10 protein-coding genes and 1 pseudogene are annotated in these 17,015 nt (G+C 61.4%); 1 reads left to right on the top strand and 10 read right to left on the bottom strand.

From position 1 onward, the window contains the following. Positions 1–55: 55 nt before the first annotated feature. From MUN80_RS15215 to MUN80_RS15180, 8 genes and pseudogenes are all read right to left on the bottom strand, one after another. The gene (locus MUN80_RS15215) at positions 56–205 is read right to left on the bottom strand and encodes a hypothetical protein (protein WP_244714257.1); all 150 of its coding nucleotides are present in this window, start codon (positions 203–205) and stop codon (positions 56–58) included. Continuing rightward, positions 206–1,920: pseudogene (locus MUN80_RS26270) on the bottom strand (six-hairpin glycosidase); the annotation flags it as partial. Then, a complete protein-coding gene (locus MUN80_RS15205) occupies positions 1,913–2,875 on the bottom strand; it encodes a glycoside hydrolase family 43 protein (RefSeq protein WP_244714255.1) in 963 nt (320 codons plus the stop codon). The pseudogene MUN80_RS26270 and the gene MUN80_RS15205, both read right to left, overlap by 8 nt. Next, entirely contained in the window at positions 2,872–4,287 is a 1,416-nt protein-coding gene (locus MUN80_RS15200) for a glycoside hydrolase family 140 protein (RefSeq protein ID WP_244714254.1), read from the bottom strand. Before MUN80_RS15200 ends, MUN80_RS15205 begins: the two co-directional genes overlap by 4 nt. Positions 4,288–4,371: 84 nt before the next feature. Then, a complete protein-coding gene (locus MUN80_RS15195) occupies positions 4,372–6,027 on the bottom strand; it encodes a pectate lyase family protein (RefSeq protein ID WP_244714253.1) in 1,656 nt (551 codons plus the stop codon). Positions 6,028–6,072: 45 nt separating this feature from the next. Then, the gene (locus tag MUN80_RS15190; RefSeq protein ID WP_244714252.1) at positions 6,073–7,812 is read right to left on the bottom strand and encodes a RagB/SusD family nutrient uptake outer membrane protein; all 1,740 of its coding nucleotides are present in this window, start codon (positions 7,810–7,812) and stop codon (positions 6,073–6,075) included. 15 nt (positions 7,813–7,827) lie between these two features. Continuing rightward, positions 7,828–10,818: a SusC/RagA family TonB-linked outer membrane protein gene (locus tag MUN80_RS15185; RefSeq protein WP_244714250.1), complete on the bottom strand. Its 2,991-nt coding sequence runs from the start codon at positions 10,816–10,818 to the stop codon at positions 7,828–7,830. A gap of 49 nt (positions 10,819–10,867) precedes the next feature. After that, the gene (locus tag MUN80_RS15180) at positions 10,868–12,535 is read right to left on the bottom strand and encodes a fucose isomerase (RefSeq protein WP_244714248.1); all 1,668 of its coding nucleotides are present in this window, start codon (positions 12,533–12,535) and stop codon (positions 10,868–10,870) included. 588 nt (positions 12,536–13,123) lie between these two features. Between MUN80_RS15180 and MUN80_RS15175 the strand changes: the two genes are divergently transcribed. After that, positions 13,124–14,017 (top strand): AraC family transcriptional regulator, encoded by an 894-nt coding sequence (locus tag MUN80_RS15175; protein ID WP_244714246.1) that lies wholly within the window; start codon positions 13,124–13,126, stop codon positions 14,015–14,017. 103 nt (positions 14,018–14,120) lie between these two features. Here the strand turns inward: MUN80_RS15175 and MUN80_RS15170 are convergent, their stop codons facing one another. Together MUN80_RS15170 and MUN80_RS15165 are read right to left on the bottom strand one after the other, a co-directional pair. Then, entirely contained in the window at positions 14,121–15,044 is a 924-nt protein-coding gene (locus tag MUN80_RS15170; RefSeq protein WP_262922005.1) for a dihydrodipicolinate synthase family protein, read from the bottom strand. Positions 15,045–15,115: 71 nt separating this feature from the next. Beyond that, entirely contained in the window at positions 15,116–16,714 is a 1,599-nt protein-coding gene (locus tag MUN80_RS15165) for a sodium:solute symporter family protein (protein WP_244714242.1), read from the bottom strand. Positions 16,715–17,015 lie beyond the last annotated feature (301 nt).

Here is a 17,015-nt window from a genome sequence, read left to right as displayed (position 1 = left end):
GCCGCCAAGGCTCCCCCTCTCCTTTTCGGAGAGGGGGCCGGGGGGTGAGGCGCCGTCAGGGCGTCACCGGCCCCGACGTCTTCAGCGACTTCAGGTAAAACACCGCCAGTTTCTCCGACTCACCGGCGCGGGGCAAATCGTAGGCTTGGTCGGCGGGCGTGTCGGGCGTGGGGAAGTGGCGGGCGGGGCCGGTGCGCAGCATCACCCGCTCGAAGGAGGCTACCGGGGCGAAGAAGATGAAGGTGCTGGTCTTGCCCCGTTCACCGACACCGTGCAGGTGCGGTTGGGCGCGTCCAGGGTCACTTTCAGGTCCAGCTGCTGGCCGGCCTGGTACTTGGTCACGCCCTTGAAGCGGGCCCCGGCCTTGTAGCTGAGCGTGCCGGTGGAATCGAAGCTCAGCTGCACGGCCGGCTGGCCCTTGGCGTCCTGAAACTCGATTTGCAGCAGGCCATGGTCGTTCTGGGCAGGCACTACCGACAGCTCGGCCGTCAGCTGCTTGCTTTCGGGGATGATGCGCTCGGCCTTGGCGTAGTCGAAGCGGTCCGAGTCCTTGAACACGAGGCCCTTGCTCCCATCGGGCAGCGGCCCAATTTCAACTGGCGCTTGGACTAAACTGTACGTGTTCCACTGGTCCAGTTCCTGCCCGGCGGGCAATTGGGCAAACACGTCGTTGGCGTGGCTGGTAGCCGTGGCGCGTATGGGCACCGGCACCGAGGCAATCCAGAGGTCCTCCTTGTTCACGCTGTAGCTTACCCACATCTTCTTGTCGGGCGGCGTGCCGTCGCCTTCCTGGATGCCGCGCACGTATTGCGGGCCGTAGGATTTGTAGTTGCCGCCGTAGCGCATGGGCGTGATTTCGCCGTGCACCAGCCAGAGGTCGGTGTAGTCGAGGCCGTTCGATGAGGTCGATACGGCCAGCGGCCAGCGGAACTCCGAGGGGTTGTACACCGTGGCGTAGCGGCCATCGGAGGTGCGCTGGCCCCAGATTTTGGCGTTGCTGTTCACGAAGTGCGGGGCGCGAATCACCGGGTTGGGCCAGGTTTTGCCGCCGTCGGGGCTGATGCTGGTGAGGGCGTGCTTCCAGAGGCCCACCACGCGGTTGCCATCGGGCAGGTGGTAGTAGCTGAAGGCCTTGTACTCCTTGCGCAGCGGAATGAGCTGGTCGTCGCGGTCCTGCTCCTCCACCATCTGCTGCATCATCAGCGGCGAGGCCAGGATTTCCTCGCAGGCGGCCACGAAGCCCTTGTCCTTGCTCTTGGTGTAGAAGGGGTAGGCCGATTTCGACTGGTCCCAGGTTTTGTTGTAGCGCAGGAAGTAGATGGGCCCGAACTTGCCGCCGGACAGTACCTCGCGCACCACCCGGCCGATGCCCTGCCCGTCATTGGGGTCGTCCTTGGCGTCGAGGGCAATGCCGTAGTAGCCCAGGGTCAGCAGGCGGTTTTTCTTGGAGGTGTAGAAGCCCACGCGCTGGTGCATCACGGCCTCCAGGTTTTTGGCCACCTTGCCGGGCTGATTGGCCTTGGTAAAGCCGTCGGGCACCTTGTAGGGCGGGAAGATGACCACCGGGTTGGTCCAGGTGTAGCCGTCCTTGGAGGTCAGTAGCAGGGTGCGGCCGGGCGGAATATGCTCGCCGGCGGGGTTGCTCAAATACTGGTAGTAGAACTGCCCCTGCCAGTAGGCCAGCATGGGCGCGTGGTTGTAGGTCCACCCCTCCCCGTTCGCGGCGCTAGGCTGCTCGCGGTTGGCGCGCAGCACCTGCCGGGCGTGCGTGCCGATGGCCGGGCGCAGCTGCCCGTGGTGGTAGTCCACGTTGCTGAGCGTGGTGCCGGTGTAGCGGATGGTTTCGGCCGTCTGGGCCCGGGCCGAAACGCCGCCGAGCGTCGCCGCTACTGCTGCCCAAATTCCTATCTGCTTATTCATGCGTTCCGCTCGTCGAGGTAGTGGCCGCGGGCGCCGCCGAGGCGCTGCGCAACAGGTGTTTCAAGGTCTTGCGCGGGGCCATAAACACGGTGCCGTGCTTGTGCCCCTGGGGCACGCTGGTCTGATTCGAAACGTCGGTGAACGTCTTGAAATCGGCCGTTTTCATCACGCCGTAGCGCTTTTCCTGGTAGGCGTCGTAGTAGATCAGCCACTCCTTGTTCGGCAAGGCCAGCACGCTCGGCCCCTCGGTAAAGTTGCCGGTGAAGGGAGCCGAAACAGGCGAAAAAGGGCCCGTAGGGCTTGGAGCAAAGGCTACCTTGATGTTGCGGTTAGGTCGGGTGTTGTCTTTCACTACCAGCACGTAGTTTTTCGGGCTGCGCGGCACGACGACGGCATCAATGGAGCTGAAGCCGGGGTCGAACAGCAGCTTGGCCGGCGCAAAGGCCTGAAAATCTTGCGTGGTAGTATAGTACAGCCGGTGGTTGTTGTCTTCGGCTTCGATGCCCTTTTCAAACCGAAGCGGAATGGTCGAGGCCCAGATGATGACGTACTGCTTGCTGGGCGCGTCGTAGAAGATTTCCGGGGCCCACACGTTCACCGTCGTGGGCTCGTGGCTCATCACGTCGATGAAGCGCTGCGCCGACCAGTGCACCAGGTCCTTGGAGGAGGCGTAGCCGAAGCCCTTGTCGCCCTTCCAGCCGCTGGTCCAGACGAGGTGGTAGGTGCCATCCGGCCCGCGGGCAATGCTGGGGTCGCGCATGATCTTGCTGGGTCCGACTTGTGGGGTCAGAAAGATGCGGTTCAAATCCTGCCACTGGTAGCCGTCGTAGCTGTAGAGCAGGCGCAACCCTTCGTTGGCCGGCTCGTGAAAGGAGGTGAACAGGTACACGTCTTTCGAGGCGGCGCAGGCACCCAGCAACAGGCTTAGCCCAACCGAAAGCAGGCCGGTTTTCATCGGAGGTTGATTTTGGTTGCTGAATCCAACGTCAGTACCCAGTCGTTGCCGTCCTTTTGGGCCCCGGGCGGGTCAAACTCCTTGGTACCCGTATTGGGAAAGGTCCCAATACGCGTAGTTTTTCCGTCGCGCGGACTGTACCAGGCGGCCTGCACTTCCTTACCCGGAATTCGGCCCAGGTTCACCCTGATATTGCGCCCGGTGTAGGTATAGACAAAGGCGTAGTTCTTGCCCCGCGTGGCTAGCAGCCGGTCGTACTTCTCCCCTACTTCGCCCGCAATCAGCGACTGGTCCGGCACCCGCTCGAAGAACGGCCGCGACAACATCAGCTGCTTCAGATACTGCATCTGCGCGGCACCCGGGGCGTTGAGGGCCGAGGACCATAGTTCCGAGGAGCCGTAGGCGCTGCCCTTGTCGAAGGAGCTGTGCATCTGCATCACCGAGTTCTGCCCGTAGGTGTAGCCAAAAGCGCCGGCAAACACGGACCAGTAGCCGTAGCGGCGCACGTCGGCGTCGGTCCAGCGGGGCTGCTTGATGTCGTGCAACCCCTGGGGAATACCCTCGTACGACGGCTCCCCGTCAAGGCTGGGCTTGGCAGGCTTCAGCTGGTTATCGACCAGCTGGTAGCGCCAGTTGTCCTCGCCGTAGAGCTTTTTCTCCTTGCGCGAGGTATCCTGCTCGTAGCGCCGGTGCCCCGACTGGTACATGTTGAAATCCAGCCACGAAGCGTTGTGGAACCAGTCTGAGGACTGCGTCCGGCCGCGCGGGTGGTAAGTTACCAGGTGGTTCGGGTCGACGGTTTTCAGGGTGCTGCCGATAGTATTCCACACCTTCAGGGAGTCGGAGCCGGCAATGTCGCCGCCGTTGAGCCAGATGATATTCGGACGGTTCTTGTAGCGCTCGGCCAGGAAGGTAGCGTAGGTCTTGGCCTGCTTTTGGTTGACCTTGCCGGCCTTCACATTAGTGCCCCACACCGGCACCAGGCCCATGTACATTCCCTTCTTGGCCGCCAAGTCCACGATGTAATCGACATGGTCCCAGAAGTCATACTGCGCCGGGTCGGTGGGCGAATTGCCTTTCGTCGTGAGTGGCTGGGCCACGTTGCCGCGCACCAGGGCCGAGTCGCCGTACACATTCACGGCCGGCACCTGGTGCAGCACCATCACCTGGATGACGTTGAAGCCCTTTTTGCGGCGGTCTTCGAGGTAGGTTTCGGCCTCTTCGCGCTTGAGCTTGTTGAACAGGAGCCAGCCAGTGTCGCCGAGCCAGAAGAAGGGCTGGCCGGCCTCGGTTTGCAGATAGCGGCCGTTGCTGGACACTTTGAGCGGGCCCGTTGGCTCCACGGTTGGGGCAGCGGCCAGCAGCGCCAGGGGCAGCAGCGAGGCAAAGAAATGGCGGGGCTTGAAGGGCATTTGCTTGATTATAGTGCTCTACTCAGGGTAGTAAAGCGTCGTGCTTCGGCAGGCTTGGCACGACGTTCTTCCAAAGGCTGTTATTTACGACTTGGCTTTGCCGGCCGCGGGGTGCACAGTCTGGAGCGGGACGACGCTGTTGAGGTACTCCTCGATGTTGGCGTAGCCGTCCTTGTCCCGGTCCTGGGTGGCGTCGGCGGCGTTTTTGGGGTTGAGACCATGCTTGGTTTCCCAGGCGTCGGGCATCCCGTCGTTGTCAGCATCGGCGTAGGGCTTGCCCTGGTACACGGGGTAGCCTCCCACCTGCGCGGGGTCGGTGATGATGCCCTGCTTGTAGGAATCGGCGGGCAGGCGGCGCTTGATGTAGGGACTTTGCGGAGTCGGCTGGGCGTTTTTGGCGTAGCTGATTTTGCCGGTGCGCACGTCCTCCACGATGCGCGCATCCACGGCGTCGCGCCGGGGCAGGGAGCAGCCGGCGTTGGCCAGCACGTACTGGTAGGCTTCCTGAGCCGGCAGCACGGTATTCATGCCCGGCAGCGTGAAGGGCTTATCCGTTTTGATTTCGGCCAGAAACGTATCGGCGTCGGGCAGGTCTTCTAGTTGCACGCCGCCGGCCCAGTTGTCCTGGGTTACTTTGGCGTTGCCCTCCACTACGTTGCCGGCCACGTAGGCTTTGCCAAACTTCTTTGCCTGGTCTTTGTCGCGGCCCGATTCGGGCTTCAGAATTCGGTAGCTGATGGGCTGACCCGCGGGCGTAATGGGACCAGGCTTGTAGTAGTTGTTCACGAAGTTGTACTCCGAGTTGTTGTCGCCGCCGTCGGCCGAGCGGTTCCACCAGTTGAACACCACGTTGTTGGCGAAGTTGAAGTCGCCGTACATGCCTACTGAGGGGTTGCGGGCAATGTTATTGGCCCACAGGTTGCGGGTAAACAGGCTGTTCAGGCCCCCAATAGTACTGCCAAAGGCGTGGTTGTAGGTGTCGAGGCCTTCCGAGAAAATGGAGTTCTGAATGGTCACGTTCACTGTCGGCAGCTTGTCGGCCTTGCCGGTTGCGGGGTTGTGGTACACGTGCCGGTAGATGGACATGTTCTCATCCAGCCCCCAGCTCGCCGAGACGTGGTCGATGATGATGTTGCCCACCGGGTTGCCGCCCAGGCCATCGTCGCGGCGAGCTACATCGGTGGCGCCGCGGCGGAAGCGCAGATAGCGCACCACCACGTCGTGGGTGTTGATCCAGATAGATTCGCCGGCCACGCAGATTCCGTCGCCGGGCGCGGTCTGGCCCGCCAGGGTGACGTAGGGTGCCCGAATGATGATGGGGCTTTGCAGCCGGATGATGCCCGCCACGTTGAAGACGATGATGCGGGCTCCGCCCTGCTCCAGAGCCTCCCGCAGCGTGCCGGGGCCGCTGTCGGCCAGGCTGCGTACCACGTACACCTTGCCGCCTTGCCCGCCAAACACGTGCGCCCCGCCGCCTTCCGCGCCCGGAAACGCCAGCCGGCTCGACTGGGGCAAATCCGAGGGCTTGGCTGCCCACGGCACGTAGGGCTTGCCAGCTTTGGCCTCCGCTTCGATGATGGGCAGAGCCTTTTTCCAGGCTTCATCCGAGCGTTTTTCGGCTTCGGCCAGGGCGGCATCGGCCTTGGCCTGCTCTTCCGGCGGAATCTTGGGGTATTGGGCCAGCGCGGGACGGGCAACGGCAGAAGCCAGAACAGAAAGGAAAAGCAGACGCTTATTCATACAAAGCAAAAAGCTGGCGTTAAGACGAATAGAGAAGCAAAGAGCTTAGTAGCCCGGGTTCTGCTGAAAATCCCCTTTGTTGGTTACCGCGTCGATGTCGCTCTGCGGAATAGGGCGCAGGGCATGAAACTCCTGGATAGAAGCCTTGGCGTCGGGGTTGTAGAGGCGCACGCGCTCCGCGAGCTTGCCGGTGCGCTTCAGATCCAGCCAGCGCACCTGCTCGCCGGCTAGTTCCCGGGCCCGCTCGTCGAGGATGAAGTCCAGGGTCATCTGGGCGGGCGTGACCTGCATGGCGGCCGTGCGGCCGGGCAATGCGGCGCGGGTGCGCACCTGGTTCACGTAGTAGGCGGCCGAGTCGGTGCGGCCGAGGCGCACCTGAGCTTCGGCCCCGATGAGGATGATGTCGCCGAGGCGGAGCATGAAGGCATCCCGGGCGCTTTCCGTCACGGTGGGCGTGGCGCGGGTGGGGTCGTCGAACTTGCGCAGCGAGGGGTAGTAGCGCCGTTCGCCTTTCAGGGAGCCGTCGGCATTATACAGGTCGTCGATGTCGTAGACCTTGTAGCGGTAGCGCTGGGTGTAGCGCTGCCGAAAGTCGTCGATGCTGCGCTTGCTGGTCAGCACGGCCGTGTCGTTTACGGCGAATTTAGGCTGATTCAGCACCGGGGCCAGGGCCGGGTTCTGATTGACTTCAGCCTGCGTCCAGCGCGGAATGTTGGTGTTGGAGTTGGCAATCCAGGCTTGCTTAAATGAACCCAGGTAGCGGGCGTCATTCTGCTCGTTGTAGAGGTCGAGCAGAAAGCGCGTGGGCATGTAGCGCACCCCCGGCAGCCCGTTGGCCACGTCGCGCACCATACCAGGCTGGTCGTCGTACTTCATCAAAAACCACTGGTGGGCCGTGTTGCTGCCCGCGTTGAAGGTCAGGTTGGTGGAGTAGTTCACTGCCCAGAGCACCTCAGAATTCTTCTGGTTGTTGAAGTCCCAGAGGCTGGCATAATTGCTCACCAGCCGAATTCCCTGCCCGGAGTAGGTTGTAGTGACCTTGCGGGCAAAATGGGCGGCGCGCTGGTACTGCCCGTTCGAGAGGTAGGCCTTAGCCGCAAAGGCTTCGGCGGCGGGCCGGGTGATGCGGCCGTAGTCGTTGGCCGTGGCCGGGGCCGGAAACTGGGTTAGCGTCACGGGCAGGTTGCGCACGGCAAACTCCAGGTCGGTGAAAATCTGGGCGTACACGTCCTGTACCGAGGCCCGGGTAGCGGTATTGACCACGCCCTCGGTGGGTTCCAGGCGCAGGGGCACTGGCCCGTAGCTTTCCACCAGGTGGTAGTAGTACCAGGCCCGCATGAAGCGTAGCTCGGCCTCGGCCGAGGGCCGGCGGGTCGAGGGCAGCCCGGCCTGGTCGATGTACTTCAGGGCCTGATTCACGAGATTGATGCCTTGGTAGCAGGGCGTCCAGAGGTTATTTTTCACCCACACGTTGTCGGTCTGCAACCCCTGGTAGTTCATCAGCGGGGGCTGGGGGCGGGTGTTGCTGGCGGCCGAAGCGTCGTTGCTAGCAGCAGCCGTCCAGATATCGGTACCCATTTCCAGCAGGGCAAAGCCGGATTCCTTGCCGTAGATGACGCGGTTGTAGGTGTAAGCACCGTTGACGGCCGTTTCAAAGCCTTCGGGCGTGGTAAACACGGCTTCGGCGGTGGCGCCGCTGGGGTTGTATTCTTCGAGCTGGTCTTTACAGGCAGAAGCGGCCAGCACCAGCAGGGCAAAAGTCAGGGAACGAATGATTCTATGCATGATGGTCTGGTCAGGTTAGAAGCCCACGTTCAGGCCTATTACAAAAGCGCGGTTCAGCGGCCGGTCAATGACGCCTTCCCCCTCCGGGTCGAAATCCTTGATGTTACTGAGCGTATAGAGGTTACGCCCCGACACATACACGCGCACGTTGTCGATGCTGGCTTTCCCGACCAGGCTCTTGGGAATGGTATAGCCCAGGGTCACGTTGCGCACTTTGGCCCAGGAGGCTTCGCGCTCGGTGAGCGTGGTGACGTAGTTCAGGGTGCGCGTGGCGTGGGGGCGGGGGTAGTCGTTGGTGGGGTTTTCCGGCGTCCAGTAGTCCACGATGGCGCCGTTGTTGTTGCCGCTGCGGGTGTACTTGGCGTAGTAGTCGGAGCTGATCCACTGGCCCACGCGGGCTACCACCAGCACGTTCAAATCGAAGCCCTTGTAGCGCACGTCGTTGCTCAGGCCGCCGGTCCACTTGGGCACCCGGGAGCCGATGATGGTGCGGTCGGCAGCGGTTATTTTGCCGTCGGGCACGCCGTCGGGTCCGGAAAGGTCCGCCACCCGGATGTCGCCGGGGATAAACTGCCCGGGCGTGCCGTAGGAAGCGGCCTCCCCTTCCTGCCCCAGCTGCCAGATGCCGATTTTCTGGTAGTCGTAAAAAACCTGCGAGGGCTGGCCCACAAGCAGGGAATTACGGTAATCGTCGGCAATAACGTCGCCGTTGGGCAGCTCCACGATGGTTTCGCGGTTGCGGGCGTAAGTCAGCGTGGTCGACCAGGTCAGCTTCTCGTTGCGCACGTTCTGCGAGGTCACGGACACTTCCAGGCCGCGGTTGCGTGTCTTGCCAATGTTGCGGTTCACGGTCGTCACGCCCGTAAACGCGGGCAGGGTGAGCGGGAAAATCAGGTCTTTGGTCAGCGCGTCGTAGTAGTCGACGGTGCCGGTGAGGCGGTTATCGAACAGGCCGAAATCCACACCCAGGTCGGTGGTGTAGGTTTTCTCCCAGCCCAGGTCGGTGTTGCCGATAAGCGGCGCAATGGTGTAAGTGGGGGCTGCCGTGGCGTCAGTAAAAGAAAACTGTGTAGTAGTCAGTGAGTTCTGCGTGGCGTAGGGATTAATGCCATCGTTGCCCGACACGCCGTAGCTACCACGTAGCTTCAGCTCGGTCAGGAAGGTGAAGTCCTGCATAAACGACTCGTCGATGATGCGCCAGCCCAGGCCCACGGAGGGAAAATAGTCCTGCTTGCGCGCCAGCTTGGAGGAGTTATCGACGCGGGTGGTGGCCGTGAGCAGGTAGCGCCCCTTCCAGCTGTAGTTGACGCGCCCGGCAAAGGAAATCAGGTCGTTACGAGTGAAGCCGGAGCCAAAAAACGGGTTCTGATTGGCGGCTCCCAGGTTGTAGAACGACTGCGAAGGCAGCACCTGGTTTTGGCCGCCGGCAAAGCTGTTGGTGCTGATAAATATGAGGTTGCTGGCCACGCCGGTGAGCGTGAGCGAATGGTCGCCGATGTCCTTCTTGTACGTCAGTACGTTTTCCCAGCTCAGGTTGCGGTTCTGGGTGTTGGTGATAGAGGCCTGGGAGCGGTTGCCGGCCCCGTCGATGGTATTCACCCCGTAAAAGTTGCCGGCTTCGGCGGTAGCGAAGTTGGCCGCAAAGGTGGAGCGCAGGCTTAGCCCGGGCAGCGGGGTCAGCTCCACGTAGGCGGCGGCCGTGAAGCGGTTGGTCTTGGTGTTGCGGTCGTATACGCCGGGCTGCTCGTCGGCCAGCGGGTTAATCTGGGTGCTGCCCAGCAGGCGGTAAATGAGCTTGCCCTCGTCGTCGTAGGCCCGGCCCAGGGGCACAGCCTGGGAAGCCAGGTTGAACGGGTCGCGGCGAATGTCGTTGTTGATGTAGGCCAGCTGGGTCTGCACGCCCGCTTTTAGCCACTTGCTCACCGTCTGGTCCACGTTGGCGCGCAGGGTGTAGCGCTTGAAGCGGTCAATTTTCATCAGCCCCTTCTCGTCGTAGTAGCCCAGGGAGAAATACACTTTCGTGTTATCCGAGCCGCCGGTGAGACCCACCTGGTAGTTTTGCTGCAGGCCGTTGTGCAGCAGCTGGTCGGGCCAGTTGATGTACTGCTCGTTGGCAATGGCCTCGCGCTGCTGCGGGTTGAAGGCCACGGCGTCGTCGGCGGGCGAGTTCCAGGTGCCGGCGGCGCGGAAGGCCTCCCGGCGGAAAGCTACCCACTCGGGCCCACTCATAAACTGCCCGTAGCCGGCCACCTTCGTGACGCCCGAATAGGCGTTGAAGGTAATTTTGGGCTTGCCGCTGCTGCCGCGCTTGGTAGTAATCAGGATAACGCCATTGGCCCCGCGCGAACCGTAAATGGCCGTCGACGAAGCGTCCTTGAGCACCTCAATGCTCTGCACGTCGTTCGGGTCGATGTCGGCCGCGTTGACGTTCTGCACCCCGTCGACGATGTAGAGCACGTTGTTGGAGGAGCCCGGATTGGAAATCGAGCGGTTGCCGCGGATGCGGATGCTGGCGCCCTGGCCGGCGTAGCCGTTGGCTCGGGTGATGTCGGCGCCCGGAATCTTGCCCTGCAGGGCCTCGGTTACGGTCGTAACGGGCAGCTTGGTTACCTCCTCCCCTTTCACCGACGTAACGGCCCCGGTCAGGTCGCGCTTTTTTACGGTGCCGTAGCCAATAACCACCACGTCGTCGAGTTCGGCGGCAGCCGGCGACAGGCGTACTTCCAGACGGGATTGGTCGGGCCGCACAGCCAGCTCCTGGGTTTTAAAGCCGATGTAGGAAATCACCAGGGTCAGGTCCTGCTGGCCGGCCACCTGCAGGGTAAATCGGCCCTCGGGGTCGGTGCTGTTGCCATTGGTGGTGCCTTTCACGACCACCGTGACGCCAGGCAGCGGCTCGGACTTGTCAGTGCTGACGACCTGGCCCGTGATGGTGCGCGTCTGGGCCTGGGCGGCCACTGTTACGCACAGCACGGAGGCGGTGAGAAGGGGAAGAAAGGGTCTCATAGGTGGGATTTTGGAGCAGAAGCAATAAGTAGTAAGAGCTTGCCAGCAGCTAGTTAGGCAGCACCAGGTGCTTCACCCGGTCTTTGGCCGCATCCGCCGTCAGGCCGATTACGTCGCCGCAGAAGTGCACTTCCACGCCCAGCTCGGCCAGGGCGGCAGCCTTGATGCGGCAGGCCTGGTGGGCCTTGGCTTCGTAGGGAGCGTACACCACCTGAATGTGGTTGGCCTTGTGGCGGGCCATCATCTGGTTGCGGCTCACTCCACGCAGCACGGCGTGCATAATGGGCCACTCGGGGGTAGTTTCCTGCCAACGGCGCTGGGTTTCGGCGGCGGGCAAAGCCACGGCTTCGCCCACGCCCAGGTCGCAGTGCAGCTTGCCGTCCATGACGTATATTCGGCTCCAGACCAGGGAGCCCGGCCGGCTGATGCCCTTGAGGCTGCCCCCGCCCAGACGGAAGTACATGGGGGGCTGCCGCTCACTGCTGGCGCCCTGGTAGCCGCCCACGAAGTGCGCCGGCGGGGCCGCGCCCGAAATCAGGAACAGCCACACAAATTCCTCGCCTTCGCCCGTGTCGTAGAGTTGGCCCCAGCGCAAATCGTGCAGGGTCGTTTCGCCCGACATGCCCAGTTCTTCCCAGAGGCGGTACGTCAGCAAGGCATCCAGGCCGGCGCACTCGTCGACTTCGTTGAAGTGGGGTAAAGCCCGGCCGGGGTAGAGCTCCTCGCCGGCAGCGGAAAATACCGGGGGCCGGTCGGTGTTGTTGAGCAGGCCCTCGACCAAGTCGCTGGCGGCGGTGAGGTCTTTGAGGCCCTGCTGGTACTGAATGCCGATGGTGTCGCAGCCGAACTCGGCGGCCAGACGCACGGCGGCCACGTACATTTTGCACTGGTCCAGGGTCTGGGTGCGGGTCAGCTCGGTGGCCTCGTCGGTGCCCCAGTTAAACTTCATGCCCTTGGCCAAGAGCCAGTCGAGCACGGCCTGGGCATCCTGGTCGGTTACCTCCCGCATGGCGGCGTAGAGCGTGGCCTGACTCAGGCGCTCCTTGAATACGCCGGTGGGGTGCAGCAGCTCGTCGGGCACAATGGCATTGTACATGCCCATGCAGCCTTCGTCGAACACGCCCATAATGGCCTTTTGCTGGCGGAAGCGGCGGCCGAAGGCCCGGCCTGTCTGCTCGTCGGCGGCAGGTAGCGTAGCGGCGGCAAAAGGCTGCACGTGGCTCTGGTCCTGGCTGATGCGGCCTTCATTAAGCCACTGCTGCAGGCCAGCTTCGAAGAACTCGTCGGTGAAATCCTCGCTCCAGAGCGTGCTATACGCCACGCCAGCTTTGGTCAGGCAGCCGTTCAGGTTGAGCATGCCCACTAGCCCGGGCCACTGCCCGCTCCAGTTAGCCACCGTCAGAATGGGGCCCTGGTGGGTGGTGAGGCCGGCCAGCACGTGGTGGGAGTACTGCCACACGCTTTCGGCCACGATGAGCGGCTGCTGCGGGTCGATACCGCGGAACACATCCATGCCCATCTTCTGGGAGTCGATGAAGCCGTGCTGCTTCCGCGGGTCGTAGGCGTGGGCGCGCTTCACGGTGTAGCCCTGCCGGGCCAGGGCGGCGCCCAATTGCTCTTCCATGGCCTGCTGGGCGGCCCAGCAGTTCTGGTTGGCTGCCAGGCGCAAATCACCGCTGGCAACGAGTACTACTTCTTTGAGGATAACGGGAGCCACTGTGTGCGGTTTAGGGGTTCAGGGAGGGAACTGGCGGGGTATCGGGCGGCCGTGCCGGCGCAACCTGAGGCCGGTGAAAAACTTTTTTGAGCGGAGTCCGGCAGTCGGGCCAAAAGGCGCGGGCGTCGGAAAAACGATGGTAAAGCCGCCGTAACAAATATGCCGGACGAAGCCGCGGGCACCCTGCCGATTCTTAGCTACTTAGTATAGGATATTAGCATAGCCGGCCTAAGCCGGGCCCTGGAGCGGCCACAAAGGGCAGATAGTAAATACCGGCCAGGACAAGTACCCACTCACCCATTTCACCGGCTCCGGAAGCCGAATCTGGACCGGAGCAGTAGACTACAGGAGAGTGCAGGCTCCACGGCAAAATATATTAGTGTCCACTCACTACCAGAAAGGCTCCGTAACAGCGTCTGACTTTCAGCTCTTGGCCCAGGCTAAGATCCTAGAGTAAGGTCGCCGGGCCCCTCCTTCCTGCCCGCAAATGCCGAGCGAAGCCTCTTTGACTAGTGGGAGTTTTCCGCAGCCCGTTCTCCGTTCTTCGGGGCGCGGACCTTTCCAGTTCCCACCTTCATCCACCCTGTCATGAAAGCGCACTTCCACAAAGTCCCGGTCAGCACCCAGAGCTCGTTCAGCATTCGGCACGACCGAAAGCCTAACTTCGGCACCACCTGGCACTACCACCCCGAGCTGGAGCTGCACTACGTGATTCGGGGCGAGGGCGTGCGGCTGATTGGCGACAACATCAGCAACTTCTCCTCGGGCGAGATTATCCTGCTCGGCGCCAACCTGCCCCACACTTGGCGCTGCAACGAAGAGTATTTCCAGAACGACCCCGCCCAGGAAGTGGAGGCCGTCGTTATCCAGTTTTTGCCCGAGTGCCTGGGCCGCTACCTGCTGGGCCTGCCCGAGGCCTACCTGATTCCCAAGCTGTTCGAAAAAGCCAAGAGCGGCCTGCTCATCGGCGGCGAAGCCAAGGCCCGCCTGGCTCCCCTGATGCTGGCCGCCGTGCAGGCCACCGACCTGGACCGCATCATCATCTTCTTGTCTATTCTGAAAATCATTTCCGAAACGTCGGAAATCCAGTCCATTGCCGCCGAGCACCACGCCTACAAGCAGTCGACCGAGTCGGACAACCAGCGCATCAACAAGGTGTGCAACTACACGCTGTCCAACTACAAAAAGGAAATTACCCTGGAGGAAATTGCCTCCATCAGCAACTTGAGCGTGACGTCGTTCTGCCGGTATTTTAAGCTGATAACCAAGAAAACGTACTACGATTTCCTCATCGAAATCCGCATCAGCCAGGCTTGCCGCCTGCTCATCGAGGACAAGATGCCCACGGAGGTTATCTGCTTTGAGTGCGGCTTCAACAACGTGTCGAACTTCTACCGGCACTTCAAGAAAATCACGAAGATGACCCCGCTGGAGTACAAGCGCAAATACCTGCACAGCTACAAGGAACTGGCGGCCGCCTAGCCAACGAATAACAAGAAGGGAGAGAAAAAAGGCCGCTGTCAGCATTGACAGCGGCCTTTTTTCTCTCCCTTCTTGTACGCTACTCCTTCCTTTATTTGTCTTACTAAGCTAGTTCCAGGCTGCGGCTCAGGGTCAGATAGTCGCCGCTGAGGGCCTCCACGCCCTGGCGCACGGCGCTGGAAAAGTTGCCGACCTGCCGGCGCGTGAAGGTCGAAATATCGATGCCGCGCTGCTTGAGCGAGTACTTGGCCGCAATGGGATACACGTGGTGCATCACGTCCATGTTGCGGATGAAAAACTGCTGCACTTCCTCTACTTCAGTTTGTAAATGAGGCTGGTCGTAGTTGTCGCAGAGCCACACAATGAGCTCAGGGAAGAAGTTGCCCTGAATACAGGACAAACCCGCTGCCCCAGCCCGCAGCGAGGCCACGGCATGACCCATGTAGGCATCGTAGAGGCCAAACGGATGGCCTTCGGCCGCGGCCAGCTTGGCTTTTACCTGGTTGATATCCAGGCAGGTGTCCTTGTGGTAAATTACGCGCCCGGTTTGCACAAACTGACCCAGCTGCTCGGCCGAGAGCAGGCGCTTGTAGGGCTCGGGGCATTCGTAGAAGCCCAGCGGAATGCCCGGCGTCCAGCTCAGCAGCCGAAACACCCGCTCGTTGAACACGGCATCCGACTCGCTCTGCTCGGCCAGCAGGCCCGTGATGACGATGACCGCCTCGGTGCCAGTTTCGTAGACGCGCTTCACGAAGTCGGCCTGCTCGGTGAGAGAGCCGGCGAAGGTGCCGGTAGCCACCACGGGCACGGCCCCGCCCACCACGTCCACCACGTGACGGATGCTTTGCAGGCGCTCCTGGGCGCTGAGCTCGAACATCTCGCTCGACAAGCAATTGGCAAACAGTCCGGACGCACCGGCCTTTAAGTACAGCTCCGTCAGGCGCGTCAGCGCCGGGTAGTCGATTTGCCCATCGTTCTGAAAAGGCATGAGCATGACCGGGACAAATCCTTTGCGTGATTTTTCCATCTCCTAAACCAGTAATAGTCAGTTAGAATAGCCGCTTCGGGGCTATGTAGTTACGTCTTGGGGGCCGGCGGCTAGTGCACCTGTTCGGCCGCGGCCAGGGTTGGTTCGGGGGGAACTGCTTTGGCGCCGCGCCACTTGGTGAGCAGCAAACCGACCAGGAAAATAGTGAGCGTGCCCACCACGATAATCATGCTCTTGTGCAGGGGGTTGCGGAAGGAAGCCAGCTCCTCGGGCAGCTTGCCCGAAAACGTCATCCAGAGAATAACCAGCACCCCGATAATGGTAGCAGTAAGGGCCTCGTGGTTGCCGGTTTGCCGGCTGATGACGCCCAGCAGAAACAAGCCCAGCATGCCCGCGGCAAAAATGCCCGACAGCTCCCACCACACGTCCAGCACGCTTTTCACCCCAATCATGGCAATGCCGGTGCCCATGCCCAGCAAACCCACCACCACGGTGCCCAGGTGCAGCATGCGCATGGTCTGGCGCATATTCAGGTTGGGCTTGAAATACCGCTCGTAGATGTCGGCCGTGAATACCGTGGCCGAGGCATTCATACCCGAGCTGATGGTGCTCATAGCCGCCGATAGAATAGCTGACACGATGAGCCCCACGAAGCCCGAAGGAATCTTAGTAACCATGAAGTGGGGCATGACTTTGTCGCCGTAATCCGAGGGCAGCAACTGGGCCGCGGCCTGGCTGATCTGGGCGGCCGTGGCCGTGAGGGGCAGCTTTTCGGCGGCCACTTTCAGCTTCACGGCCTCAATCAGCTCGGGGTGCACCTGGTAGTAGGCAAACAACGCCGAGCCGATGACGAAGAACAAGAGCGAGGCGGGCAGGTACAGCCACACGCACAGCCAGATGGACTTGGCCGCCTGCTTGGCCGAGGCCGCCGTGTGGTAGCGCTGCACGTAGTTCTGGTCGACGCCGAAGTTGTTGAGGTTGATAAAAAAGCCGTAGAGCAGCACCACCCAGAAGGTGGACTGAGTGAAGTCGGGCAGGAAGCCGCCCAGGCTGAACTTGTCGTGCTGCTGCCCGATGGCTACCACGTTGGGCAGGCCGCCGGGCATGTTCTCGATAATCAAATACAGAATCAGCAACGCCCCGAAGGTCTTAATGACGCCCTGCACCACTTCGGTCCAGATAACGGCCTCAATGCCGCCCAGTACAGTATAAACAATGATGCAGATGCCGGTGCAGAGCATAATCATCTCCATCGAAAAGCCCGTCAGCGCCTGCAGGGTAAGGGCAATACCGAAAAAGATGGAGCCGATGCGGGCCAGCTGGGTCAGCAGAAAACAGACCACGGCATAAGTGCGGGCCCAGCTGCCAAAGCGGTGCTCCAGGTGGGTGTAGGCCGAAATTTCACCGGTGCTGCGGTAAAATGGCACAAAGTAGCGGGCCGCTACCCAGGCCGCCAGCGGCATCGACAGACTGAAAACAAAGGCGTTCCAGTTGGTCCCAAATGCCTTGCCCGGCACGCCCAGAAAGGTATTGCTGCTCAGGAAGGTGGCGTAAATCGACAGACCAATAGCCCAGCCCGGAATGGAGCCCGAGGCGCTGGAGTACTGCTCCGGATTCACATTTTTCCGCGCGAAGTACACCCCCACGGCTATCATAGCCAGCAGGTAGAGGGCAATAATGGACAGGTCTAGAACTCGCAGGTTGCTCATGAAACAAACATTGCCAAAATGCCGCGAAATCTCGCCCGGTACCCAAGGTTAAAATCCTGTTAGCAAAGGTATCAGCCCGGCCCGCAGGCTACGTGTACCATCTTCCCCTTCTATTGTAGCATCTTGACTTTTGGAGTTTTAGTTGTTGGTTGGTGGTTGTTCAATAGCTGAACGTCATTTCGAGCCCCGCGAGAAATCTCGCATGCTGACGTTGCAATAGTAACTGTCATGCTGAGCTTGCCGAAGCATCTCTACCGCAGTAGTAATCTTCCATTGCTGGTACAACGAAGCGGTAGAGATG

It is taken from the genome of Hymenobacter cellulosivorans, from assembly GCF_022919135.1.
Lineage (GTDB): Bacteria > Bacteroidota > Bacteroidia > Cytophagales > Hymenobacteraceae > Hymenobacter > Hymenobacter cellulosivorans.
The sequence above is the reverse complement of the archived record's forward strand: the minus strand, read 5'-3'. Positions and strand labels throughout refer to the sequence as shown.